A 24,372-nucleotide genomic window follows, 5' to 3' on the forward strand; every position below is an offset into this window, starting at 1 on the left:
CCACATGGTCGAGCACCGTCTTGTTGTCCTTGCTCTCCTTCTCCGTCAGAATGGTCTGCTGGTTGCTGTCCTTTTTGATGTTCTTTCCATTGACCATCACCTCAACGGACTGCAGGCCGGAATCCACATCGGAAATGGAAAGGTTGAAGCTCGCTTCTCCATGATAATAAATATCTCCGGTCCCTACTTCTTTGTAAGCACCTGTTTTTTTCTTTTCGATCTGGATCGTCGGGCTGGTCTTCTCCACCACGATCTCATCGCCCTTTTCTTTATCGATGTCACTTGGCTTTGTCACAGATGATTCATTCCCTGCGACGTCCTTTACTTTTGCAGATAGGACTTTCCGATAGACCTCGCCTTCTTTTCCCGCAATGTCAAACGATGCCTTTACGGTTCCGTTCTTTTGTTTCACGAGACTGTCTCCGGTAGCTTCGCCGATTACAGACACGCCGCTTTGTCCTTTGTCATCTCCATAAAGGGTGATGGACTCCATCCCGGAGCTTACCACGTCATCATCATCCTGGTCTTCATCTGTTGCTGTCACCGTCACCTTAACCCCTTCCTTGCAGAAGATACCGCCGGTCAGCCAGCGGATGAACTTGGACGCAAGATTGTCGTGGATGGGGGAGAACTCATACGATAAGACTTCCGGGGTGTGATTGTCGATTTGGATCTTGTAAGGGATTGGAGACTTTGTGATACAGCCTATTTTATTCTGAGCCCAAATATAATAGGTCTCATCTACTCCATCATTACTTACTGGTACCTGAAATGTGAACTTACCACTAATAGATTCTTCCAATATTTGTGCTGAATCTATCTGATCTTTCTTTCCATAATATATTTTATTTACGGAATGATTTCCATTAGAATCAATTTTAGGCTCTAAGTTCGCATCGATAGTAACCGTTACCTTATCCTTACCCCAGCTTATGGTCTGTTCACTTCCTCCATTTGTCCAGCTGCCTCCGGCTGTGTCTGTGATCTTGTTGATAATAGGAGGAGTTTTATCCACGTTTACCTGTATCATCTGAGGTGTGACCGTCTTATTCCCTGCCTGGTCATAAGCCCAGACATATAAGTCACCATTTACAGTCTCATCCAAGACAAAAGAATAACTTCCATCCTCTTCTACAGAGGCAGTATAAACTTTATCGGCTTTTGTCTCAAAAGTATCTTGTTCATATGTTATTGAACGAACCCCATACCGTATTTCCTTCAATCCAGACCCAAAATGATCCGATGCCTTTCCACTAATGGTCACATCTTTCCCCGTAGGGTCTGCATCCGCATCACTATGTATCGACTCTACCGTAGGAGCCTCTTTATCGACTTTCACATCAATGACCTTTAAATCAGATTTATTCTTTTTTCCATCATACGCCCAGATATAATAGGTAGCTACGGTACTACTGTAGATCGGAATGTGAATCGTTTGATCTTCAGCATTTTCAGCAATAACATGACCACTTTCTTCATAGGTATCATGTTCATAAAAAAAGCGATACATGTCTTTATTATTCGTGTACTTATACCGATAAGGCGTATCTTGTGAAGACTTCCCGCCTTTTATCTTTCCTGTAATGGTAACATCCTGATTGCTCCACACGGTATCCGGAGTTTTCGTTAACTCCTCAATCCGAATCTCACCTTTGTCCTCATCCTCTGTCTGATCCGCATAAACTTCAAGCGAATACATGGGGACACTTTGAAACAGCACCAGTATCGCAACTGCCATTGATAGCAGCCTTTTATATAACTTTCCCATAATGACTCCTCTCTCCTTAGTAGATATTGTTCTTTAAATAGTGCATTTGAAACTAAATATTGTGCAAACCCTTCCGTAACTATTCCCATGAAATGATTTGTGTAAACTCTTATGCCATGGATAGGAGACTTAAAACGAATAGAAGGCTCTCCTGCGATTCGTTTTACTTAAGGTGCATTGGAAGATCCGGCATAACCGTTGGAACAAACCATTCTATGGGAATATCCCAACGCTTACAACTATTTCACCTGCTTCACCCTGCTATAAGCACCATAGACTTTTTTACCTGCAGAATCTTTCTGATACGCTCTTACACGGATATAATAGGTACTTCCCTTTTCACATCCCTTTAAGGTTTTCGTGAACTTTCTAGTGGAAACATTCTTAACCTGTTCGGTAAATGTCGCATTGGTCGCATATGAAATCTGAAATCCATCAGTGTTCTTTTGTTTCTTTAAAGTCACTTCAATTTTGTCTCCTGTGACTTTTACAACTTTTGTCACCTTCGAAGCAGCCGGCTTCTTGACCTTCCTCCACTTCGCATATAACGTATAATTCTTTTTACTTCTTTTAGAAATAGCAGTTATCTTCTTGGTCATCCGTCTATTCGTATACCATCCTTTGAACAGGTAACCTCTACGAATTGGATCCTTTAACGTAATCTTTTTCTTATAATAAGTAGATGGATTTGATTTCCGATTCCTTCCTCCATTTAATTTGTAATCAATCTTATAACCTACTGTTATCCTACAAGTCGCTCTCTTCCTGCTTCCATCTTTGGACATAACGGTTATCGTAGTCGTCCCATATCGTTTCCCTGTAATCACACCACTTTGACTGACCGTTGCCACTCTTTGATTGGAACTTTTATAAGTCACTCCTTTATTATCCGCATTACTTGGTCGGATGGAAGTCCGTAACCTGATATTCTTTCCTTTTCCAATCGTGGCTTTTGTTTTATTCAGTTTGATTTTGAATACCTTGACCGTATCCCTTACTTTGGCCGCCACAACAACGTCATAGTCTGGCATGGGAAACGCTTTTTTATTTAAATCAATCGAAATCTTCTTACTTGGAGCCTTCGCTTTATAATAATAAAGCGCTGACAGCTTTTTCCCTTTGGCACAACGAACACTTACCTTGACTGTTTCTCCTTTAATTCCTGTAACGGAATTGGCTGGACCACTTCCATACTTCGGTGTCAGATTCGTCAGCTTGATCGCTGCCTTCTTTTGACTGGTACTTACCAATGCTTTCCATTTGGGTAAAATGTAAATGGCATCCGCTTTACTATATCCAGATATAGATTCATTTCCTACTATGGATAAGCTGTTCACTCGAGTTAAACTATTTAAATCCTGTCCTTCAAAGTAGGCCATCTGCCGACCCGGATTAAGATCTCCAAAGTATACAAACTGATTTTGAGCATTCTTTCTTGAACTAAAGGCATTAGATGCGTTTGCATAGGCTTTTACCTCTCCCCCATTAAAATGAATCTGCCCATAAAAAGAATAAAGACTATCCTTGCTCTTATCTGTACTTATCGCTGTCACATGACTTCCCTCGTTAAAATAAAGATCACCCTTATAAGCCTCAATGGCTCGCATAAAAGCATTTACTGTTAATGTTCCACCATTAGCTTCAAATCGGGAATTCTCCCCCCCCAAGTAAACACCAGCACTAAATGGTCCTTTTCCTGTTATAGTCACGTTTCCGCCATTTTGAATAAACTGATTTACAATGACAGCATTAAAATTATTTGCCACTATATTTAGTGTTCCACTATTTATATAGGCCTTTCCATTTGACCAAAGACCTCCTCCTCCACAATTTATGGTAACATTTGCATTAAATACAAATTTAGCGCCTTTATCATTTGTATTATAATTACTTTCAAACACAATCCCATCACACAAAGAGTTTACCGTTAACTTACCAGCGCCTTTTACTGATAATGTATAAATACCAGCTGATTTATAACGAATGCCATAACCTGTTGTATTGGTATTGTTCGTTACCACGTTATTACCAACTAGTTCAATATCAAAATTACCAGGTGCATATTTATAAGCAATCTCCTTCCCCTTATAATTATTTAACGTCAACGTTGCATTCTTTATCCCATTTGCCGGAGCAAAACTCCAAGTTCCACCGGAACTTCCTTTCCCATTGGAAGAAACGTACGGATTTACACTACCTCCATCAATAGACAAAGTAGCTGCCTCTGCAAAGACTGTCTTTTTCATTCCAAGCAGCATCAAAATCGCAACTGCCAACATCAGTAAATTTCGTATGTATTTCACTTGTCTTTTTCTTTCCATAATTACACTTTCTTTCTGCATTCCTATTGATCCTCTCCTTTAAACCACTTCTTTCAAAAAATTAATTTACAAACTGAAATTTTCTCATAAAAAATGCATCCCTGTTAGGAACAGTTATGCAAGGTTTTCATCATCATTTATTTAAGCATTAAATTACTCGGAAGTTTCATTTAATCTGACTCTCCCCTTGTCCCTCATTCCCTCGTCTATATTATAACAAACTTGTTAGACACTTCCAAGTCAAAATATTCCATGTAAACATTTAAATTTTCTAGTAAACTAGCGATTTCTTTTTGAATTTACGCAATTTTTGGAATATTAGAAAATTCTGCATACAAAAACATCATTAATATTTTTATTCTTATTTAATTAATTAAACAACATTCGTTTAAAACTGAAGCCGTAACCTTCCGTCAATATTCCCATGAAATGATTTGTGCAAACTCTTATGCCATGGAAATGAGACTTAAACGAATAGAAGGCTTTCCTGATATTCGTTTTGCTTAAGGCTCATTGTAATGTCCGGCATAACCGTTGAAACAAAACATTTTATGGGAATATGTTCAACGCCCCTTTTGTTTTTTCTCTCGCAATCCTCAAAGCAACCTCTATCTATTTGCAGAATCCTTAGCATTCTTAATTTTCTTTCAGAATACTTTTATTCCCAAATATCACTTCCGGAAATTTCTGATTCGGTCCCTCAAGCAGTTTTCCATCAATATTCTTCAAATGTTTATTAAAAAAATCCAGAACATATTGATTAACAATATACGATGCTCTCTCCCCATCAATATTACCAGTCATCCCCGTAAATCTTATAAGAGGGGAAACCAACTGTAGATCGGTAAAATTATAATGCTTTGTATTCTTTATGTATAAAACATTCCCACCATTTTTAGCAGTTGCTTTATACGGTAGTAACATTTCATCTTTAGCTTTCTCATATTGTTCTCTTGTAAAACCCATTTTTTTCAAATCTTCAGTAGTATAGGAACGTTCTAAAACTGTTTTGCAAAATTGAAAATGCTCATCTGAAAAAACAAACATAAATGGCTTATTCATAGATTTATTATCTGGCTTATATTGTGTACAGCTATAAAGTGAACCATCTAAATCTATTCCCGCTTTAAATCTGCTGTCGTTGTAACATAAATCGAATGCTGCGGCACCTCCAAAGGAGTGTCCAAATATTCCTATATTATTGATATCAACTTTTCCATTAAAAAAACTTTCCGTATCCGAATTTGCCTTAATAAACCGATCTACTATAAATTTTATGTCTTTTACCCACATCTTTTCAACACCAATACGGTATTCTAAAGAAGTATTCAGCTTATCCTCTGAAATCATAAAGTTAGTTGATTTTCCATTAGGAAATAACGTTTTTATTGAACTATAGGTATGATCAATAGATACAACGATATATCCATGACTTGCAAGGTTTTCTGCTTGAGTTATATGTAGCAACCTACTTGTCCCCAAACCATGGTTAAGAATAATCAGAGGGTAAGAATTACAAGAATTAGATATTTCAGCGTCATCAAAGGAATTACTTTTAGTGTATTTTAAATAATCAAGCAAGAATTCAGGAATGTTGTATTCTTTTGCAATCTCCTTAAGAAATATTTTACTGTTTGGTATTATGTTTGACCGCTTTTTATCTTTGATGTTTTGAGCAGGATACCAAACCTGAATCATTATTTCCCTCTCGTTATTTTCATCTTCAATAAAATTCTTATCACTATTCTCATTAATATAATGGTATATTTTTGTGCCAGTTTGATATGTTCCTGTAGGTTCAGGCATTTTAAAAACAGGCAGGATAATAGATAAACCTGCTGAGATAAGAATCAACAATACTAGAAAAATATTTATGACGTAAGTTAACTTCTTAGGTATTTTTATGCTATCAGATTTTTTTAAATATCGATAAGAAGAAACTATCAAAAATATTACAGTGACAAGATAGGGGAACAACATCTGCCATCTGTAACCTTCCACTATAAAATGAATAATCAATATTACTGTACTTACCCCACTAACAAATAATATTTTGTGGCATTCTTTCTTCTTAAATAAAAGATACATTAAAAACAGTTCTGACAAAATCAATAATAATTCAAATATCCTCATCTCGTATTCCTCCTTTAATTTTCTCTTATGTATTTATTTGTACAGGAATAATAAAAAGAGAAACATAACATTAGACTATCTCCTATTGCCATGTTTCTCTTTTTCTATAGAACATTATAATTTTCACTAATTAGAAAATTTTTACAAACCTTCAAGATTATGGGCTGGGTTTATTAAATTCAACTGTACTAAATACTTTGTCGTCATTAACTTGACTTACAGCAATAGTACTATCTTCTAATTCCCAATCTGTACCTTCAACAGCTAAAGTATTATTATCAACAAACTCTGTATCTTGTTTTTTATCGTTAATATATACAACACTGGATTCTGTGAAATTCTTTCCTTTTACATATAACTTATCTTGTTTTACTTGCACATCGTCAATTTTTATATCTTTAACACCCATTTTCAAATCCGTTTTATCAAATGGAGATTCTCCTCCATATGCAAATTTATCCCCATAAAGTATATCGTATTCAAGAACTTCTAAGCCTTCCTGATAATCTGCATTTTGAGCACAACGTTGATGATATTTCGTTAGAGTACCTTCATGATATCCAATTAAATCTTGAACATAGGCACTTAACTGATATGCTTCTAGATCACGGTCTTTTTTTCCTAATGAAAAATTATCCCATATCACATATTCTGTTTGGAATAGATTGCCTTGTTTAATATCTTCTTGTTTCATACCTATGTTAGGTAAATGATCACCATATAGAACCAAAACTGTATCTTCATCGACTTTCTCTAACGCTTTAATTAACTTTCCAACAAACTGATCTACTTCGTATACTTGATTGATGTAATACTCATATTGATTCTTCTTATCTCCTTCTAGACCTTCAATTGATATTTTCTGTTTTTCATCAATTTTTTCTGAAGGGTATTGTCCATGTGATTGTACCGCTATCGTATAAACAAAGTCTTGACCTTTTGTTGATTTTAATGCATCTAAGATTTGATTTTTTAATACCTTATCTTTAGCCCACCCTATAGGGTTCTTTTCAACATTCTGCATATATTCTACTGATGTAAATGAATCAAATCCAAGATTGGAGAATACTGTATTTCTTCCATAAAAATTTGCATCATTATTATGAATTGCATGTGTACCATATCCTATATTTTTTAAATTGTAACTTAATGATTCACAAGTTTTTTGTCTTAATACCGTTTTATACGGATATTCTCCTGTACCAAAATAGTCTAAATTCATACCTGTTAAAACTTCAAATTCAGTATTAGCTGTACCGGCTCCAACAACCGGCACGGTCAAGAACCCACTTGTATAATTTTTTTTCAAATTTTCAAATATTGAGACCGGATTTTTGGAACATTTTACTTCACTTAAATAATTAACATCAAAAAATGATTCTAACTGTACCATTATTATGTTGGGTTTTTTACTAAAATCTGATTTCTTCTTATTTGAACTTTCAAGAAGTTCATCTACTTTGTCTTCGGAATAAATTCCTGGTTTTGCAATTCCATTATCAATTAACGTAGAGGAAAAACAATATACAAAGCCATTTGTTTCGTAAAAGTCAGCTATATTTTCATTATTAGAGGAAATCGCCTGTGCCTGTACTCCGATATCCGTTACAAGAAAAGTAAGCCCTCCCCACGCAACAATATATAAAGCTACCTTTATGTATTGGATTCTTTCTTTCACCTTTGGAGTTCTTATCCACAATAAAATGATTCCCGCTAAAAACAAAATTCCTCCTATTGCGATCAGAACAACTGACCAACTATCACAATATTTATCAATAACGCTCAAAGCATCATCAAACAAGCGGAAATCTACAACTGAAAACGGAGTAATTCTGTACGTCAAAAGCACACAGTTCGTGATTCCAAATGCCAGCCATATACAAGAAATAAAAGCCATCACAAATATTCTTTTTTGAAATAGTAATGCTACTAACAAAGTCAGCATAATGATTAATACATTACATATAAATGTAAATGGCTGCCCAATAACAAATTTTGTTGCATTTAATATTGAATGCCTGCTTAAAATTTCAATGATATAATCCAATACAAGTGCAACCATACCGCACTTTGCAAAAGAATTAGTAAAAACCCTTTTTATTATTTTTTTAAATTTATCCTTCACTTCTCTCACTTACCTTTTCTCCCGCATTTAAATTACGAGTATATTGAAATTTTTACTTCCTAAATGAATATATCAAAAAAATTGCATTTCGTATATGGGTAATTGGTACAAATTTCATTAACATTTTCTTAATATTTTTTTACATAATTTAAACTTACTTTTTACATCATTATCTTTTTTTCTTTTTTAGAATAAAAATATACAGTATTTGAAAGAATTTCTTCTTTTTGCACTTGTGTCTGATTTACTTCTTGTACCATCTCTATCAGCTCACTCTTTGTATAATCATTATTATACGGTACGAATATCACTTCATGTACACTGCTTGGCAATATATAAAAATCCTTCTGAATCTTATTTGAAAATTCTTCTAATACTTTTTTATATAGAAGGCAAGATGCACCATTTATTTTAGCTTTATTTGATAATACATACATTGGAATCGTATTTTTACATCCTTCATTCATGGCTGTATCCATCACAGCATTAAATAAAGACTGTAAATCTTCTTTGTCATTTTCTCTAGATAAATTTTCAAAAAGAATCTCTTTCATTATTTCATCCATATCACGTAATTGGTATCCTAAAATACGTGGTGTATTCTGTTTGGATATCAAATATAATTCATTTAAATCAGTATTCCACATATTCATATGCTTATTATGAATTAATATTGTTGCATTACCTGTATCATTACAAGAGACCAAACAATAAAATACAATCGCCAAATCTAAATATTGAATATGAGGTATTTCTTGCAATAATTTATAGTTCATTTTGTAATTTATTAATTTAAAAACAATTCTTTCTTTTATTAAATCAAATTCCGTAAAGAAATTAATATCAATCGGATTTTCTATTTTATTCTCCTCATATATTTTAATTATTTCACTCTCAATTGATTCCAATTTTCTTCCTTTTTTTAATTCTTCAAAATAATCATTAATATAAATAGTCGGTGATATATTCATATTTTTTTCTACAATAGAAAGACCATCCAATTCAACAGAATTATTCTTTATTACTGAATGTAAATTGATACTAACGTCTTCCCCTAGTTTTTCTTTTAAATCTTCTATTAAATTTTGTATAAATTCTTTATACTCCATGTACATCTCCTTTTCTAATAGTAATTATTACTTACTCAAATATATAAATATTAAATTACATAAAGACTCTCAAAGGCATCCCCCCTTATAACTAACAAATTTCATTTTAAATAAATTGGGAAAAATCGCACGAATGTGCTTGAATAAAAGAAAATGTCATTTGGAACCCTAAAACGGATTCCAAATATATACATTACTTGAGTAATAATAGCATACAAATAAACAAAATTCAACCTCATAAAATTAAACTTAAGAATTTATTAGATTTTACTATTTTGAAGTTTTATAATAATTTCATCACAAATTTGATCAACTGTTTTTCCATCTGTAGTTATCATAATATCTGCGGCATTCTCATAATACTTTTCTCTTTTTTTAATAAGATTTTCAATGTAAGATAAATTCATATTTCCATTTAATATAGGTCTTTCCATATTAGTTTCAACACGAGACAAAATTGTCTGTGGAGCAGCTGAAAGCCAAACAACTACTCCTAGTTCTTTCATAAGTCTTCTGTTCTCCTCTTTCAAAGCCATTCCGCCTCCGCATGATAATATAAAATTTTTACTTTTATCTAATTCTTTTAATATTTTTGTCTCACAGTCACGGAAATATTGCTCCCCCTTTTTCTGAAAGATTTGTGTAATATTTAACTTTTCTTTTACTTTAATCAAATTATCTGTATCGATTTGATTCAAATCAAGCAATTTCGAAAGGGTATTAGAAACAGTAGTTTTTCCAGTACCCATGAACCCTATTAATATAATATTTTTCATCTTCAGTCTCCTTCTACTTATTAACTTGATGTATATGATTTAATATTTCTTTTAACTGGCCGATATGAATTTGTCCTGGCGCAGATGCTTTTAAAACAGATCCAAATGTTATATCTGAACCAAAAATTTCGCCGGTAATTCTACTTATGACCCCGTTTTTTTCCATAGACATGGTGATAATTGGTTTTTTCGTATACAATTCCTTCATTTCGTATGTCACTTCAAGTAAAGTCAGTACATCCTTTTTATTCTGAGGCATAACTGCAATTTTTAGTATATCTGCTCCCAATCTATCCATCTTTTGCAAACGATCTAACATTTCTTCTTTCTTGGGCGTTTTTGTAAAATCATGATTCGAAACAACAATGCAAACTTTTTCCTTCTTGAGTTCTTTCAATAACTGCTCTATTCCGTTCGCAAATAGTTCTACATCAATTAAATCAATATAACCACTTTGGGCAGCCATCAAATTAAGCTTATAGTAATCTTCATACTTAATTTCTTTTTCTCCCCCTTCTTTTTTTGTCCGATAAGTAAAAAGAATTGGAAATTCAACAAGCACTTCACTCAATTCTTTCAATACACTTATAACAGCTTCAAAATCACTCGTATCTTCGAACCAATCTACTCTAAATTCAACTATATCAGGATTTTCTTTTTTCAGCACTAAAGCCTGCGACAAAATTTCTTCTTTGGTCCTTCCTACAATGGGAACACAAATCTTTGGCATCCCAACACCAATATCTATATTTTTTATTTTAACAGCTTGTCTCATTACTGCGCCACCTCACATATTTTTATTTCTTTAGTATATCTTATGCTGTTCATTTGTTCAAGTACTTTATCGCTTTAAAGAATATATCACTTTAAAGCAAAAAATCGTTGACATATTCGCATATTTCATTTAATATAGAGTCGTTATATATAGATAATTATAATAATTCTAGAAAGGGAAACATTATGAATGAAATGATTACTGGTCAGACTCGATTAACAGGACTTTTGGGAAGTCCGGTAGCCCATAGCATTTCACCTATGATGCATAATGAAGCATTTCATCAATTAAATCTTGATTTTGTTTATTTAGCTTTTGATGTTAGTTCTGATAATCTTAAAAAAGCGGTAGATGGTTTAAGAGCGATCAATATCAGAGGTTTTAATGTAACCATGCCGCATAAAAATGAAATTTGTAATTACATGGACAAATTGACTCCTATTTCTGAGATGATTGGTGCCGTAAACACAGTAATAAATGATAATGGTCATTTAACTGGTCATACAACAGATGGTACAGGCTACTTAAAGGCAGTGGAAGATGCAGGATATCATATTATCGGTAAAAAGATGACACTTTTAGGCGCAGGCGGCTCTGCTGCTTCGATTTGTGCACAAGCAGCACTAGATGGAGTGGCTGAAATTGATATTTACAAAAGAAAAAACGCTACTTGGAACCAGACACAATTACTAGTTGATAAGATAAATAAACATACAAATTGTAACGTTTCTTTGTATGACTTTTCAGATACTACAAACTTGCGCAAAAGTTTAAAAGAAAGTTCTATTTTAACAAATGCTACTTCAATTGGTATGGAACCAAATATAGAAAATTGTCCTATTACAGATGAGACACTTTTCTATCCAGAATTAATAGTTTCAGATATTATTTATCATCCAAAAGAAACAAAGTTATTAAAAATCGCAAAAAGAAATGGTTGTTTTACTTGTAATGGTCTTTATATGCTTCTTTATCAGGGAGCTGCATCTTTTGAATTGTGGACCGGACAAAAAATGCCTATTTCACTAATAAAAGAAAAATATTTTAGGAGATGAAAAAAATGAGTTTTGAGTACAAAAAAGAAATACCCAGTCCTGCAAATGTATGTAAAGAAATCCCATTATCTGATACACTTGCAGAAATCAAAAAACAGAGAGATAAAGAAATAAAAGATGTATTTACTGGAGAATCAGATAAATTCTTAGCAATTATCGGTCCTTGTTCTGCAGATAACGAAGATTCCGTATGTGATTATGTCAATCGTCTCGCAAAGGTTCAAGAAAAAGTAGCTGACCGGGTCATTATAATACCTAGAATTTATACGAACAAGCCACGGACTACCGGTGAAGGCTACAAAGGTATTGTTCATCAGCCTGATCCTGAGAAAAAACCTGATCTCTTAGCCGGTATTAGGGCGGTACGAAATCTACATATTCGTGCTTTGAAAGAAACTGGACTTACAGCTGCTGATGAAATGCTTTATCCTGAAAATTGGGCTTATTTAGAAGATTTACTATCCTATGTTGCAATTGGTGCACGTTCAGTTGAAGATCAACAGCATCGTCTGACTGTTAGTGGTTTTGATGTACCGGCAGGTATGAAGAACCCAACCAGTGGAGATTTTTCTGTTATGCTAAACTCTGTAGTTGCGGCTCAAGGGCCTCACCATTTCATTTACCGCAGTTGGGAAGTACGAACTGACGGTAATGATTTAGCTCATGTTATTCTCAGAGGAGCTGTAGACCAATATGGTAATTCTATACCAAATTACCATTACGAAGACTTACAACGATTATTAGATATGTATAATGATAGGGATTTAAAAAATCCGGCTGCTATCATTGATGCTAACCATGCTAATTCTGATAAAAAATATATGGAACAAATACGTATCGTAAAAGAAGTCATGCATAGTCGGCGCGTATCTTCTGATATTCGTAAACTAGTTAAAGGTGTTATGATCGAAAGTTACATTGAAGGCGGCAACCAAAAAATAAATGAACGAATATATGGAAAATCTATTACCGATCCATGTCTCGATTGGGAAAATTCTGAAAAACTAATCTATGAAATTGCAGAGTTAAATTAAAACAAAGTAATAAAAGCCTATCCTCTCGGATGGGCTTTTTTGTATACCTCACGTAATCGATTACTATTTAACTGAGCATAGACCTGAGTTGTTGAAATATCAGAATGTCCTAACATTTCTTGAACAGAATGTAAATCTGCTCCATTTTTTACTAAATGGGCAGCAAACGAATGCCTCAAAGTATGAGGTGTTATCTCTGAATTAATACCTGCTTTCTTGGCATAAGCTTTTATAATCTTCCAAAATCCCTGACGGCTCATCAGCCCTCCAAAACAATTGGTAAATAAAAGATTACTCTCTTTATTTTCTCCTACTAATTGATTTCTGGCTTTCTCCAGGTAATTAGTAAGAGCACCTTTCGCCTCATTCCCAAATGGTATAATCCTTTCCTTATGTTTATCTTTACAATTAATATAGCCCAACTTCATATTTACATCATCTAATGTAAGAGTAATAAGTTCTGTTACTCGAATTCCGGTCGCATAAAGCAATTCTAACATTGCTTTATCTCTTAACGCTTTAGGTGACTTTCCATTTGGTTGTTCTAAAAGTAACACTACATCTTCTTGTGATAGTACTTCCGGTATTTTCTTTTCAATTTTCGGCGCTTTCAAAACTTGAGAAATATCTTCTGATACATATCCCTGATTTACAAGATATTGAAAAAAAGCTTTAATAGATGCAATATTCCTTGATACAGTAGAAGATGCGAATCCTTCTCTTTCTAAGTATAAAATATAAGCATTCAAATGCGTAACTGTAATCTGACTTACCTCTTTGACATTTTGTGTCTCCAAATAAGCCACCATCTTTTTCAAGTCTCGCTGATAAGACATCTGTGTATTTTCAGATGTCTGCTTTACGTTATGTAAAAAAGAAATAAATAATTGAACTACCTTTTCCATGGTCTTTGCCCCTTGTAAAATTCATAATTTTCATAAAATATTATCTGTTAGTTAACATTATAATAACAATTGCTCAGAAAATCAAACAATTTTTTTCTTCAAATCTTAAATTTTTAAGAACTTTTTAATTAGGATACCATATATTGTTTTTATTATTACTTTAGACACTATATATTGAATTATTTTCTTAATTTTTTTTAAATTATACGTAAAACCTTTTTAAATATCATAGGATTGACATAACTTTCAAGTAAAACACCAATAATGCACACAACTGAAATTAATAAAAAAGTCGCAAAATATTCCAAATATATTTTTTTCTTATTTTGATACTCCATAACCTTAGTTGGATAATAAATTTTAAGACAAGTACAATAAACCTTTCCAATTAACACGCTTAATACAGGTACATAAATTAAATAATGAGGTATAATTGCACCTAAACTAAATAGTATTCCTCCTACGCCAAATCGAATAATAGAAGCAGTTAATAAGGTACCGATTGAAAATCCGAACCATCCAATAAATAACCATACAGAAAATACCCCTAATGCTGAAAAACCCATTGCCCATATTCCAGCAATAACAATAGCCCGCCTTTTCAAAACATAGAAAAACAATTCATCACTCGATATTGAAGCATATTTATATCTTTGAATAAAATAATCACTTAAAATTCCCATTTCCTCTACATAGTTTTTCCCAAATATGTTAGTTATTATAATACCTAATAAAAATCCCCCACTAAAAATGCAAAGAAGCAAATTTTTGTGAGGAATCTCAATTTTTCCTTTTAATCTTAACAAAGGCTCACTCCTTTCAGCTTCATCTGATACTAATTATATGAGCACTTGTCTAGAAAAAGTATTACTTTTTGTTACGAATGTATTTTTCATTATAAGCAAGAATTGCTGAAACAGTCTTGGAATCCTGTATACTTCCTTCAAATATCTTTTCTAATAAGTATTCTAACTCACATTCTTGTATTTCAACAAATTCATCTTCATCCAAATTTTGTTTAGTAGGAATTAAATTTTGAGCTACATAAACATCTATTTTCTCATTACAAAAAGCTACTGTAGTCCTTAATGATATTAAAAATTCTAAGTCATTAGAACAATATCCTGTTTCTTCTTCTAATTCTCTAGCTGCACACTTCACAGCTGGTTCATCCTTAGAATCTAATACCCCGGCTGGTATTTCTAAAGTAAATCTGTCTAATGCATTTCGATATTGACGCACCATCAATATTTTCCCATTTTCCATAACAGGTACTACTGCTGCTGCACCTTTATGTTCAATAAAATCCCATTTTGCAATTTTTCCTCCCGGTAACTGTACATAATCAGCATAAAACTTTACAATTGCACCTTCATGTACTAATTCACGTTTTACTCTCTTATATGCTTCTCCCATTTTAAGTACCTCCTTATTATTTTAATTTTTCTGATTTATTAAAACAAGCGTCACTTGCCTTAAACAAAGCGTTTCTAAGTCCAAATTCTTCTAATGCTGCAACTCCGGCAATTGTAGTCCCCCCTGGAGAGCATACTTGATCTTTTAATTCACCTGGATGTTTTCCTGTTTCTAACACCATCTGTGCAGATCCTTTCACCGTTTGTGCTACAAATTCATATGCTTTATCTCGCGGTAACCCGTATTTTACAACACTATCTGCCAAAGCCTCAATAAACATATAGACATATGCCGGAGAACTTCCACTGGCACATACTACAGCACTCATAAGTTTTTCTTCTACTTTTATAAATCTACCAAAAGATGAAAAAATCTTACCAATTATCTCTGATTCATCAATACTAAATTCTGTTTCATCATAACTGATGCCTGTCATACCTTCCCCAAGTAATGCCGGCGTATTAGGCATAGCTCTGACAATACGTTTTTCTTTTCCTAATGTTCCCTTTATCTCTTTTATCGTAATCCCGGGAGCAATAGACAAAATAACGTGATTTTTATTTAATTCATCTTCAATTTCTTCTAAAACCTCTTGATACTGCTGCGGTTTTATAGCTAAAATGATATATTTAGCTTTACTGGCACATTCTTTATTATTCAATTGAACTTTTACTTCTGTCTCTTCTTCAACTTCTTTATTCCTTTTATCACCCATATTTGAAAATATAATTTCTTCTTTGGGAAATACGTTTAAAATTCCTTTTAGCATTGCATAGCCCATATTTCCCATTCCTATAAATCCAATAGTCGCCATTTTCCTTTCCTCCTACTCTTATGTTTATAAAATTACCTAATTATAACTTTTTAATTATAGCATAATATTGAAAAAATAAAACATAAGTGTTATTCTTTTATTTATCTTACAAAAGGAGCTTTTTATGTTAAAACAAATTTTAAAACCATTTTCATTTATCCCGGCACTCATTATTATGTATTTTATTTTTTCTTTTTCCGGTCAGACAGGTGACATCTCTGGTGGTTTAAGCTTTAAAATAAGCCATAAAATAATAACAATCGGAGATAAAATTTTAAATACACATCTGGACTCGGAGCAGATTAATGACTATGCCGAAAAAATACATACGCCTGTAAGAAAAGTCGCTCATATGACAGAATATTTCCTTTTAACTATGGCAGTTTCTTTCCCTCTTTATCTTTACGGAATAAGAGGAATCCGCCTCATACTTTTTGCCAGTATTTTCTGCTTTGCCTTTGCATGCAGTGATGAATTTCATCAATCGTTTATTTCCGGTCGCGGACCAAGTATAAAAGACGTCGGTATTGACAGTATTGGTATTTTGATTGGTATTTTTATAATTCATATATTTAAAAGATCTAAAATTAACCAATAACTTAAATAAAATCATGTTAAAATATAATAAGCAGGTGTTAAACAAAAAAATAGCTAAATCGCTGTAAATACTTGATTTACCTTAGATTTAGCTATCTTATATTTCAACTCCAAATTATTTCAGTTTTTACTTAACACCTATTTTTACTGCGTTTTAAGCTATTTAAAAAGTATTATCGCATATATTGAAATTTGTTAACACCTATGCTACAATATCATTATAAAGAGTGGTACTAAGTTGTACCCCTTGGAATTTCAGAGATTAAAATAACCGCCTAGTTTTCCAGACAGGGGCGGTTATTTTTTGTCTTTATGACTTATCTTGTGTACAAGACCTATCAGTGCTATAATGAACAATCCAAATTGGATTAAGTTATCATATGTAACATACTGCATAGGCATCTACCCCCTTTCTCAAGGGGCAACCGTTCCCACTCTCAATATGATAACATACAACCATGCTACAGTAAATACAAAAAATAGCCGAAGTACTGTAAAAACTAGGTTACAGCTACTTTCAGCTATCTTATATTTTAACTTTTGAAATTATTTCGCATAATCAATAACTCTCGATTCCCGAATAACACTAACTTTTATCTGGCCTGGATATTCTAACTCAGATTCAATCTGTTTTGAAATATCACGTGCCAACAATACCATATCTTCATCACTTACTTGTTCTGGAACTACCATAATACGAATCTCTCTACCCGCTTGAATAGCAAAAGATTTATCAACACCTTTAAATGTATTTGTGATGTCTTCAAGTTGTTTCAATCTGTTTGTATATGTTTCTAATGTTTCACGTCTTGCACCAGGCCTTGCGGCTGAAATAGTATCTGCAGCTTGAACAATACAAGCTACTAAACTTTCTGGTTCTACGTCGCCATGATGTGATTCTACTGCATTAATAACAATTGGCACTTCTTTGTATTTTCTACACAAGTCTACACCAATTTGAATATGTGATCCTTCGATTTCGTGGTCAACAGATTTCCCGATGTCATGTAACAAACCTGCTCTTTTTGCCATTCTAGTGTCTACACCCACTTCAGCAGCTAATAAACCTGATAATTGTGCTACTTCTATTGAATGTTTTAAAGCATTTTGACCATAACTGGTTCTGAATTTCATCTTTCCTAAAAGACGAATAAGCTCAGGATGTACTCCATGAACTCCAACTTCTAAAGTTGCTGCTTCACCTTCTTCACGAATCATCACTTCGACTTCTTTTTGAGCCTTTTCAACCATTTCTTCAATTCTTGCCGGATGAATTCTTCCATCCACAATCAATTTTTCAAGAGCGATTCTTGCAACCTCTCTTCTGATAGGATCAAAACCTGATAAAATTACTGCTTCCGGTGTGTCATCAATAATCAGATCTACACCCGTCATTGTTTCAAGAGTCCGAATATTTCTTCCTTCTCTACCAATAATTCTACCTTTCATTTCGTCATTTGGAAGCTGTACAACAGAAATCGTAGTTTCTGCAACATGATCAGCGGCACATTTTTGTATCGCTGTCACAACATATTCTTTCGCTTTCTTTCCTGCTTCCTCTTTGGCTTTGGTTTCAAGTCTTTTTACTAATTTTGCAGTATCATGTTTCACTTCGTCTTCAACAGTTTTTAACAAATATTCTTTTGCTTGCTCGGAGGTAAGACCAGAGATTCTTTCTAGTTCCTGTACTCGTTTTTCGTGTAGTTCGGCAATTTCTACTTTTTGCTTGTTAAGCTCCTCTTCTTTTGCTGCAAACCCTGATTCACGTTTCTCTATTGACTCTAATTTCTTATCTAGATTTTCTTCCTTCTGGAATACTCTTCTTTCAAGTTTTTGTAGCTCTGCTCTACGTTCTTTTGTCTCTTTCTCTAATTCATTTTTGGTACGAAGAGACTCTTCTTTTGCTTCAAGCATAGCTTCACGTTTCTTTGTTTCAGCAACTTTTAATGCTTCATCTATTATCTCTCTTGCTTTTTCTTCTGCACTTCCAATTTTGCTTTCAACAACTTTTTTTCTATAAGAAATTGCAAAGAAACAAGAAGTAGGAATTGCAAAAATCAACGTGACTACAACTGCGATAATTACACTTGCCATTACAGGAGCACCTCCTTATTTAATTTTCATTGTACATTCTATGATATATTTTCTTTATAAACATAGCAACAACACTTAAATTTTATACTGTTTTCATAATTATGTCAAGTAGTTGGAACATCTTTTTATGCATATTGTTGTAATATTTTGTATTATTTGTGATATTTACTATATATGCAACACTTTTTTTATATCTTCTAACTGAAAACCTCTTCTGTACAAATAATTAAACATCTTCTGAATTTCTTTTGGTGTTGCTTCTTTCCTGTTAAATTTTTTCTTTTCTAACAATTGATTTATGATTTTTTTTTCGTCTGATTGATAATATTGGCCAACTATTTGGTTTATTATTTCCTTATCAATTCCTTTTTGAAATAAATCACTTATAATTTTCTGTCTACTTTTTCTTTCTGCATTACTCTCTATATAATTTTTTACATATCGTTCATCATCAATATATGAATATTTTTTCACATAATCTAAAACTAGCTCAATAATATCTTCTGTATATTCATTTTGCTTTAATTTATTTCTAAGCTGATTTTCTGTTCTATCCATTGAAGTTAAAAGATAAAGGGCCCGTTTCTTGGCCCTTTTCAAAACTATATCATTTATAATCTCATAATAATCAGTTTCAGTAATCGAATGACCTGATTTCATTCCATACTTATAGACTTCACCAGAATACAAAATAAAGGCAAATTGATCATCTATATAAATTCGTTTTTTATTTTTTGAGTGTTCTTCAATTCTTGTTACAAGCATTTATTTTTCCTCTAATATTTCTTTATCAGACTTAACATCTTTTTCTTCTAACAAGCCAAATTCTTGACGTACTTTAAGTTCAATCTCTCTTAAAATCTCAGGATTTTCTTTTAAATAATTTTTTGCATTCTCTCTACCCTGTCCGATTTTTGAATCATTATATGCATACCATGCACCACTCTTATTAACAATTCCTACATTTGATGCAAGATCCAAAATATCACCTTCGCTAGAAATCCCCTGCCCAAACATAATATCAAATTCTGCTTCTTTAAAAGGTGGTGCTATCTTATTTTTCACTATTTTAATACGGGTTCTGTTTCCAACCATTTCTCCTCCCTGTTTTAATGTTTCAATTCTACGAACATCTAAACGGATAGAAGAATAAAATTTCAGTGCTCTTCCTCCAGTCGTCGTTTCAGGACTTCCAAACATAATTCCGACCTTTTCTCTTAATTGATTAATAAAAATTACAATACAATTAGATTTATTAATTACTGCGGTAAGTTTACGAAGAGCCTGAGACATCAATCGAGCCTGTAAACCAACATGGCTGTCTCCCATCTCTCCATCAATCTCAGCTTTAGGAACTAAAGCCGCTACCGAGTCCACAATAACAATATCTACCGCACCAGAACGTACCATAGTCTCTGTAATCTCAAGTGCCTGCTCTCCATTATCCGGTTGTGAAATATATAAGTTATCAATATCTACTCCAATATTCTTGGCATAAGCTGGATCTAATGCATGTTCTGCATCAATAAATCCTGCAATTCCTCCTCTTTTTTGAACTTCAGCTACCATATGTAATGCTACTGTGGTCTTACCACTGGATTCAGGCCCATATACTTCAACAATTCTTCCTTTTGGAATACCTCCCAGACCAAGTGCAATATCCAGACTTAAAGAACCTGTTGGTATCGTTTCAATATTCATGTTCTTCCCGGAATCACCAAGCTTCATAACTGAACCTTTACCATATTGTTTCTCTATTTGTGAAATCGCTGCATCAAGCGCTTTTAATTTATCATCCTTTGCCATATTTTTCTCCTTTATTATACGAACTTATGTTCGCTTCCTTAAACATATAGTATTACATTTTTTTTCTAATGTCAATAGAAATTTATTTACTAAAAGTTAATTTTATTTTATCATAAACATTATATCACCTTTCATTCTGTCTTACATAGGAAAATATTAATAAAAAATGCTCTCTTCCGAGCAGACAAGTTTTTTTATTTCACTTATCTACCTAGAAGAGAGCATTTCTAACAGTTCATGTAAGGTACAATTATTGATTATCAATCATTTCCAATATCGTTTGTTTAGATTGAGCACCAATCAATGTCTGTACAACCTCTCCATTTTTTAACAATACAAGAGTTGGTATACTCATTACTTTAAATTTGGATGCTAATTGCCTGTCTACATCAATATCCACTTTTCCAATTTGAACTTTTTCTGCCTTCTCTCTCGCTACTTCCTCAAGAACAGGAGCTACCATCTGACACGGTCCGCACCAGTCAGCATAAAAATCTAACAGAACTAACTTACTATTTTTTTCTACTTGTTCCATATAATTAGTACTTGACACTTTTATAATTCCCATAATATCCACCTTTCTTTACTTTTCTGATACTGTTTCAACTATGTCCTTATCATATAACAAAAGCTTTGTATTTTCTGTAACTATATCACAAAGTAAAAAAATTTACAAAATGAAAATAATACTTCTAAACAAGATATTCACAAAATTTCCCATTGTTAACCGCTTATTTCATTAACGGCCAAATTCTGATAACTCTAAACCTTCATTTCTTTCCAGAGTCATTCCTATACTCCAGCTGTTCACGAAAAGTAATAAGGGCTGTCCTTTTAAATCTTGTATTTTCTTCATATCAGAAGTTCCTGTAATCTTATCCAAATCTATATTTTCATTTTCTATCCAGCGTATATGTTCGTATGGAAGGTTTTCCATGCGGATATCTACGTTATACTCATTCTCCAACCGATATCTTAATACATCGAACTGTAATACTCCGACTACTCCGACAATGATTTCTTCCATACCGGTCTGATATTCTTGAAATACTTGAATTGCGCCTTCTTGTGCAATCTGAGAGATTCCCTTTACAAATTGCTTTCTTTTCATCGTATCTACCTGGCGCACTCTTGCAAAATGTTCTGGCGCGAAGGTAGGAATCCCCTCATAAGCGAACTTTTCGGCACCTGTACAAAAAGTATCACCTATAGAAAATAATCCCGGATCAAACACGCCTATGATGTCTCCGGCATAGGCTTCTTCTACAATTTTCCTCTCTTGGGCCATTAATTGCTGAGGCTGCGAAAGTCGTAGTTTCTTATTTCCCTGTACGTGCATCACTTCCATACCTGCTTCAAATTTTCCTGAACAAATTCTCATAAATGCAATTCTATCTCGATGTGCTTTATTCATATTCGCCTGTATTTTAAATACAAATGCACTAAAGTTTTTATTGAAAGGATCTACTATTCCACAATCGGAAACTCTTGGCAAAGGTGAACTGGTCATCTGCAGGAAATGTTTTAAAAATGTCTCTACACCAAAATTAGTAAGCGCAGAACCAAAAAACACCGGAGATAACTTGCCTTTACTAACCAGCTCCATATCAAATTCTGCACTTGCTCCGTCCAATAACTCAATTTCTTCAATTAGTTGTTCACGGAACGCCTCTCCAATCTCATCTGAAAGTGAAGAATCATCAATCGAAATTTCTTTGGAAGCTCCTTCTTTTGTTCCTCTTGCTGTATCAGAAAAAGTAGTTATTTTCCTGGTGTTTCTATCGTAAACTCCTTTGAACTCTTTACCAGAACCAATCGGCCAATTGATGGGACACGTAGCGATACCAAGTTCTTTTTCTATTTCGTCTAATAGAGCAAACGTATCATTTGCATCCCTATCCATTTTATTGATAAAAGTAAAAATCGGAATATGACGCATCACACATACCTTAAAGAGCTTCCTCGTCTGTGCTTCTACACCTTTAGACCCATCAATTACCATTACAGCTGAATCTGCTGCCATCAGGGTACGATAAGTATCCTCTGAGAAATCCTGATGACCTGGTGTATCCAAAATGTTGATACAATAATTATCATAATTGAATTGTAACACAGAGGATGTAACAGAAATTCCTCTTTCCTTTTCAATTTCCATCCAGTCCGATACTGCATGACGGGCAGTAGCCTTCCCTTTTACAGAACCTGCCAGATTAATGGCTCCTCCATATAATAAAAACTTTTCCGTTAAGGTAGTTTTCCCTGCATCTGGATGAGAAATTATTGCAAAGGTCCTACGCTTTTGTATTTGTTGTTTCATATCAGCCACGATCACTCCTCCTATATTTACAAGTGGACACGATTTATCTTTTAAACATAAAAGTAGAGCATCCCATAATAGGATACTCTCTTTATTTATCTATTATCTTTAGGTATTTTATAACAGTTCTCTCTCCGTTGTCAAGGAGTATCAATCTACAACATGGACTTTCCTAAAAACTCTGCCGGAATTTTAAAATAATCCAACACAGTAGCTCCTATATCCGCAAAGGTATCTCTTGTACCTAAATTTTTCCCTTCCGGGATTGGAATTCCTGTCATTAAGAAAGGAGTATATTCTCTGGAATGATCTGTAGACTCTGTGCTGGGATCACAGCCATGATCAGCTGTAATCATTAACAAATCGTCTTCTTTAAGATTCTTTCGTAACTCTGGAAAACGTTGATCAAAATATGTCAACGCTTTTGCATAACCGTCTACATCATTTCGATGCCCATAAAGCATATCATAATCGACCAGATTAATAAAACAAAGACCTTCAAATTCTTTTTGCATATATTCAATTGTCCGTTCTATGCCTTCCTCATTACTTGCAGTTCTCACATATTCTGTAATTCCTTTTCCTGCAAAAATATCATTGATTTTTCCTACTCCAATCACATCAAATCCCTGACTTGATAACTGATCCAACATAGTGACCTTGGGTGGATTAATGGAATAATCATGTCGGTTAGCTGTACGCTTAAATGCCGGTGCCTCACCAACAAATGGCCGCGCTATGACACGTCCGACACCATGTTCCCCTGACAGCATATCTCTTGCAATCTGACAATAACGATAAAGTTCTTCGATCGGAACCAATTCTTCATGTGCTGCAATTTGAAAAACAGAATCCGCAGAAGTATAAACAATTAAATCTCCTGTCTTCAGATGTTCTTCTCCATAATCCCTAATAACATCAGTTCCCGAATAAGGCTTATTACAAAGAACTCCTCGCCCAGTCTTTCTAGAAAATTCATCTAAAATTTCTTTGGGAAATCCATTCGGATAAGTAGGCAATGGTTTTTGAGATTGAATCCCGGCAATTTCCCAATGCCCGATCGTCGTATCTTTTCCTTTTGATGCTTCTGTCATTCTGGCAACTACTGCTTTAGGATTTTTATTCAACGTTTTCTTAGGATACCAATCCATTCCCTCTATCTGAAAAAAACCTAAATCTTCTAAGTTCGGCATTGAAAAATATGGACTTTCCGATGCCGCTTTCAGTGTATTGCTGCCTTCATCCTTATATTCTGCAGCATCCGGCATTTCACCGATACCAACACTATCTAATACTATTAAAAATACTCGCTTCATATATTTATCCT

The 24,372-nt window shown here is 33.6% G+C and carries 21 protein-coding genes; 3 read left to right on the plus strand and 18 right to left on the minus strand.

Going from position 1 to position 24,372, the window contains the following annotated elements:
• From DWV06_RS00010 to aroD, 7 genes are all read right to left on the minus strand, one after another.
• Positions 1-1,699: hypothetical protein (locus DWV06_RS00010; protein WP_162300529.1), on the minus strand; the 1,699-nt coding region annotated here is incomplete at its 3' end.
• Positions 1,700-2,007: 308 nt separating this feature from the next.
• Positions 2,008-4,110 (minus strand): Ig-like domain-containing protein, encoded by a 2,103-nt coding sequence (locus DWV06_RS00015; RefSeq protein WP_115480132.1) that lies wholly within the window; start codon positions 4,108-4,110, stop codon positions 2,008-2,010.
• Positions 4,111-4,725: 615 nt separating this feature from the next.
• Positions 4,726-6,222, minus strand: coding sequence for an alpha/beta hydrolase family protein (locus DWV06_RS00020; RefSeq protein ID WP_115480133.1), 1,497 nt, complete (start codon positions 6,220-6,222; stop codon positions 4,726-4,728).
• A 157-nt stretch (positions 6,223-6,379) separates the two neighbouring features.
• Positions 6,380-8,356: an LTA synthase family protein gene (locus DWV06_RS00025; RefSeq protein WP_115480134.1), complete on the minus strand. Its 1,977-nt coding sequence runs from the start codon at positions 8,354-8,356 to the stop codon at positions 6,380-6,382.
• 152 nt (positions 8,357-8,508) lie between these two features.
• Positions 8,509-9,456, minus strand: coding sequence for a DUF5688 family protein (locus DWV06_RS00030; RefSeq protein ID WP_115480135.1), 948 nt, complete (start codon positions 9,454-9,456; stop codon positions 8,509-8,511).
• A gap of 260 nt (positions 9,457-9,716) precedes the next feature.
• Positions 9,717-10,232, minus strand: a complete 516-nt coding sequence (locus tag DWV06_RS00035; protein WP_115480136.1) for a shikimate kinase — start codon at positions 10,230-10,232, stop codon at positions 9,717-9,719.
• A 13-nt stretch (positions 10,233-10,245) separates the two neighbouring features.
• Positions 10,246-11,007 (minus strand): type I 3-dehydroquinate dehydratase, encoded by a 762-nt coding sequence (aroD, locus tag DWV06_RS00040; RefSeq protein WP_115480137.1) that lies wholly within the window; start codon positions 11,005-11,007, stop codon positions 10,246-10,248.
• Between the two features lie 185 nt (positions 11,008-11,192).
• Here aroD and DWV06_RS00045 point away from each other — a divergent pair, with 185 nt between their 5' ends.
• Together DWV06_RS00045 and DWV06_RS00050 are read left to right on the plus strand one after the other, a co-directional pair.
• Positions 11,193-12,062 (plus strand): shikimate dehydrogenase, encoded by an 870-nt coding sequence (locus tag DWV06_RS00045; RefSeq protein ID WP_115480138.1) that lies wholly within the window; start codon positions 11,193-11,195, stop codon positions 12,060-12,062.
• Between the two features lie 5 nt (positions 12,063-12,067).
• Positions 12,068-13,096, plus strand: a complete 1,029-nt coding sequence (locus tag DWV06_RS00050) for a 3-deoxy-7-phosphoheptulonate synthase (protein WP_115480139.1) — start codon at positions 12,068-12,070, stop codon at positions 13,094-13,096.
• 17 nt (positions 13,097-13,113) lie between these two features.
• Here the strand turns inward: DWV06_RS00050 and xerD are convergent, their stop codons facing one another.
• From xerD to proC, 4 genes are all read right to left on the minus strand, one after another.
• Entirely contained in the window at positions 13,114-14,001 is an 888-nt protein-coding gene (xerD, locus tag DWV06_RS00055) for a site-specific tyrosine recombinase XerD (RefSeq protein ID WP_115480140.1), read from the minus strand.
• Between the two features lie 197 nt (positions 14,002-14,198).
• Positions 14,199-14,807: a stage II sporulation protein M gene (locus DWV06_RS00060; RefSeq protein ID WP_115480141.1), complete on the minus strand. Its 609-nt coding sequence runs from the start codon at positions 14,805-14,807 to the stop codon at positions 14,199-14,201.
• Positions 14,808-14,868: 61 nt separating this feature from the next.
• The gene (locus tag DWV06_RS00065; RefSeq protein ID WP_115480142.1) at positions 14,869-15,417 is read right to left on the minus strand and encodes an NUDIX hydrolase; all 549 of its coding nucleotides are present in this window, start codon (positions 15,415-15,417) and stop codon (positions 14,869-14,871) included.
• Positions 15,418-15,433: 16 nt separating this feature from the next.
• Complete coding sequence (proC, locus tag DWV06_RS00070) at positions 15,434-16,231, minus strand: pyrroline-5-carboxylate reductase (protein WP_115480143.1); 798 nt, start codon at positions 16,229-16,231, stop codon at positions 15,434-15,436.
• 124 nt (positions 16,232-16,355) lie between these two features.
• Here proC and DWV06_RS00075 point away from each other — a divergent pair, with 124 nt between their 5' ends.
• Positions 16,356-16,829, plus strand: coding sequence for a VanZ family protein (locus tag DWV06_RS00075; protein ID WP_115480144.1), 474 nt, complete (start codon positions 16,356-16,358; stop codon positions 16,827-16,829).
• Between the two features lie 296 nt (positions 16,830-17,125).
• Here the strand turns inward: DWV06_RS00075 and DWV06_RS18995 are convergent, their stop codons facing one another.
• From DWV06_RS18995 to DWV06_RS00105, 7 genes are all read right to left on the minus strand, one after another.
• A complete protein-coding gene (locus DWV06_RS18995; protein WP_328587635.1) occupies positions 17,126-17,230 on the minus strand; it encodes a putative holin-like toxin in 105 nt (34 codons plus the stop codon).
• 144 nt (positions 17,231-17,374) lie between these two features.
• Positions 17,375-18,922, minus strand: coding sequence for a ribonuclease Y (gene rny, locus DWV06_RS00080; RefSeq protein ID WP_115480145.1), 1,548 nt, complete (start codon positions 18,920-18,922; stop codon positions 17,375-17,377).
• 168 nt (positions 18,923-19,090) lie between these two features.
• Complete coding sequence (locus DWV06_RS00085) at positions 19,091-19,687, minus strand: regulatory protein RecX (protein WP_115480146.1); 597 nt, start codon at positions 19,685-19,687, stop codon at positions 19,091-19,093.
• Positions 19,688-20,728 carry a recombinase RecA gene (recA, locus tag DWV06_RS00090; protein WP_115480147.1) on the minus strand — a complete coding sequence of 347 codons (1,041 nt, stop codon included), beginning with the start codon at positions 20,726-20,728 and terminating at the stop codon, positions 19,688-19,690. It lies immediately after the preceding gene.
• 250 nt (positions 20,729-20,978) lie between these two features.
• Entirely contained in the window at positions 20,979-21,296 is a 318-nt protein-coding gene (gene trxA, locus DWV06_RS00095) for a thioredoxin (RefSeq protein ID WP_115480148.1), read from the minus strand.
• A gap of 171 nt (positions 21,297-21,467) precedes the next feature.
• Complete coding sequence (locus tag DWV06_RS00100; protein ID WP_331463270.1) at positions 21,468-23,045, minus strand: peptide chain release factor 3; 1,578 nt, start codon at positions 23,043-23,045, stop codon at positions 21,468-21,470.
• Between the two features lie 155 nt (positions 23,046-23,200).
• On the minus strand, positions 23,201-24,361 hold the full coding sequence (locus DWV06_RS00105; RefSeq protein WP_115480150.1) for a phosphopentomutase: 1,161 nt from the start codon (positions 24,359-24,361) through the stop codon (positions 23,201-23,203).
• Positions 24,362-24,372 lie beyond the last annotated feature (11 nt).

The organism is Anaerosacchariphilus polymeriproducens, from assembly GCF_003363435.1.
In the GTDB taxonomy this organism is placed as follows: Bacteria; Bacillota; Clostridia; order Lachnospirales; family Lachnospiraceae; genus Anaerosacchariphilus; species Anaerosacchariphilus polymeriproducens.

What these genes read in the sequence shown, in the direction of transcription:
- DWV06_RS00015 (WP_115480132.1), bottom strand. Translation starts at nt 4,110, where the DNA reads ATGCAGAAAGAAAGTGTAATTATGGAAAGAAAAAGACAAGTGAAATAC.
- DWV06_RS00020 (WP_115480133.1), bottom strand. Translation starts at nt 6,222, where the DNA reads ATGAGGATATTTGAATTATTATTGATTTTGTCAGAACTGTTTTTAATG.
- DWV06_RS00030 (WP_115480135.1), bottom strand. Translation starts at nt 9,456, where the DNA reads ATGGAGTATAAAGAATTTATACAAAATTTAATAGAAGATTTAAAAGAA.
- DWV06_RS00035 (WP_115480136.1), bottom strand. Translation starts at nt 10,232, where the DNA reads ATGAAAAATATTATATTAATAGGGTTCATGGGTACTGGAAAAACTACT.
- aroD (WP_115480137.1), bottom strand. Translation starts at nt 11,007, where the DNA reads ATGAGACAAGCTGTTAAAATAAAAAATATAGATATTGGTGTTGGGATG.
- DWV06_RS00045 (WP_115480138.1), top strand. Translation starts at nt 11,193, where the DNA reads ATGAATGAAATGATTACTGGTCAGACTCGATTAACAGGACTTTTGGGA.
- DWV06_RS00050 (WP_115480139.1), top strand. Translation starts at nt 12,068, where the DNA reads ATGAGTTTTGAGTACAAAAAAGAAATACCCAGTCCTGCAAATGTATGT.
- xerD (WP_115480140.1), bottom strand. Translation starts at nt 14,001, where the DNA reads ATGGAAAAGGTAGTTCAATTATTTATTTCTTTTTTACATAACGTAAAG.
- DWV06_RS00065 (WP_115480142.1), bottom strand. Translation starts at nt 15,417, where the DNA reads ATGGGAGAAGCATATAAGAGAGTAAAACGTGAATTAGTACATGAAGGT.
- proC (WP_115480143.1), bottom strand. Translation starts at nt 16,231, where the DNA reads ATGGCGACTATTGGATTTATAGGAATGGGAAATATGGGCTATGCAATG.
- DWV06_RS00075 (WP_115480144.1), top strand. Translation starts at nt 16,356, where the DNA reads ATGTTAAAACAAATTTTAAAACCATTTTCATTTATCCCGGCACTCATT.
- DWV06_RS18995 (WP_328587635.1), bottom strand. Translation starts at nt 17,230, where the DNA reads ATGCCTATGCAGTATGTTACATATGATAACTTAATCCAATTTGGATTG.
- rny (WP_115480145.1), bottom strand. Translation starts at nt 18,922, where the DNA reads ATGGCAAGTGTAATTATCGCAGTTGTAGTCACGTTGATTTTTGCAATT.
- DWV06_RS00085 (WP_115480146.1), bottom strand. Translation starts at nt 19,687, where the DNA reads ATGCTTGTAACAAGAATTGAAGAACACTCAAAAAATAAAAAACGAATT.
- recA (WP_115480147.1), bottom strand. Translation starts at nt 20,728, where the DNA reads ATGGCAAAGGATGATAAATTAAAAGCGCTTGATGCAGCGATTTCACAA.
- trxA (WP_115480148.1), bottom strand. Translation starts at nt 21,296, where the DNA reads ATGGGAATTATAAAAGTGTCAAGTACTAATTATATGGAACAAGTAGAA.
- DWV06_RS00100 (WP_331463270.1), bottom strand. Translation starts at nt 23,045, where the DNA reads ATGAAACAACAAATACAAAAGCGTAGGACCTTTGCAATAATTTCTCAT.
- DWV06_RS00105 (WP_115480150.1), bottom strand. Translation starts at nt 24,361, where the DNA reads ATGAAGCGAGTATTTTTAATAGTATTAGATAGTGTTGGTATCGGTGAA.